This is a genomic window from Vibrio sp. Vb1026 (assembly GCF_033338745.1).
In the GTDB taxonomy this organism is placed as follows: domain Bacteria; phylum Pseudomonadota; class Gammaproteobacteria; order Enterobacterales; family Vibrionaceae; genus Vibrio; species Vibrio alginolyticus.
Window position 1 is genome coordinate 1 of record NZ_JAWOTH010000170.1, and the last position, 1,103, is coordinate 1,103.

A 1,103-nucleotide genomic window follows, 5' to 3' on the forward strand; every position below is an offset into this window, starting at 1 on the left:
TCAGGGTTGATGCTAGTGAGTGGTGTGCGGCCAAAGAATTCGCCTACCATTTCACGGACAAGCAAGGTACGAGTTGAGCCACCAACCATCACCACTTCAAGTACTTCCTCCGCTTCTACGTCAGCATCTTTCAGTGCACGACGACAAGACATCAGAGTTTTCTTCACGAGTGGGCGAATCAGACCTTCGACCTGCTCGCGTGTTACAGTGCCTTTCCAGCCAAACACGTCAACTTCTACGCTGTCTTGCTCAGAGAAAGCAATTTTGGTCGCCGTTGCAATGTTCAGTAATGCACGGTTTTTCTCAGCAGAAAGCGGCGCTTCTAGGCCAGCTTGCTCCATTAGGTAATCCGCTAATAGATGGTCAAAATCATCACCGCCTAGTGCAGAGTCACCGCCTGTTGCTAATACTTCAAATACGCCTTTCGACAAACGTAGGATAGAGATATCGAACGTACCGCCACCTAAATCGTAAACTGCAATCACGCCCTCTTGACCTGAATCCAGACCGTAGGCAATCGCCGCTGCGGTTGGCTCATTAAGAAGACGCAGTACATGTAAACCCGCTAGCTTAGCCGCATCTTTCGTGCCCGCGCGTTGTGCGTCATCGAAGTACGCAGGAACGGTAATTACCACGCCCGCAAGCTCTCCACCCAGCGTTTCTTCTGCACGTTTACCTAGCGCTTTTAGAATATCTGCAGAAACTTCAATCGGGTTTTTATCCCCTTGAGCAGTTTGCAGTACTGGTAAGCCATTATCACTCTCTTTAAAACGGTAAGGTAATGATGGGTAGCGAGATTGAATGTCTTTTAGCGAGCGGCCAATCAAGCGTTTCACTGAGATAATGGTGTTCTCAGGTTCAAACTCTGCTTTGGCTTTCGCATCGTAACCAACCACTGTTGATTCTGCTGAGTAATTCACCACCGACGGCAAAATGCTACGACCTTGCTCATCATTTAATGTGGTGGCATCGCCACTGCGTACAGAAGCGACCAAAGAGTTGGTAGTACCTAAGTCGATACCAGCCGCTAACTTATGCTCATGAGGTGCCGAGCTTTGGCCCGGTTCTGCGATTTGAAGTAGTGCCATGATAGGTCCTTGTCA

The 1,103-nt window shown here is 49.0% G+C and carries 1 protein-coding gene; it reads right to left on the reverse strand.

Translation table 11 applies throughout. The annotated features are described in order from the left end of the window. The coding region (locus tag R7E47_RS25045) for an Hsp70 family protein (RefSeq protein ID WP_318085489.1) at positions 1–1,088 on the reverse strand (1,088 nt) is incomplete at its 3' end. Between the last annotated feature and the right edge of the window lie 15 nt (positions 1,089–1,103).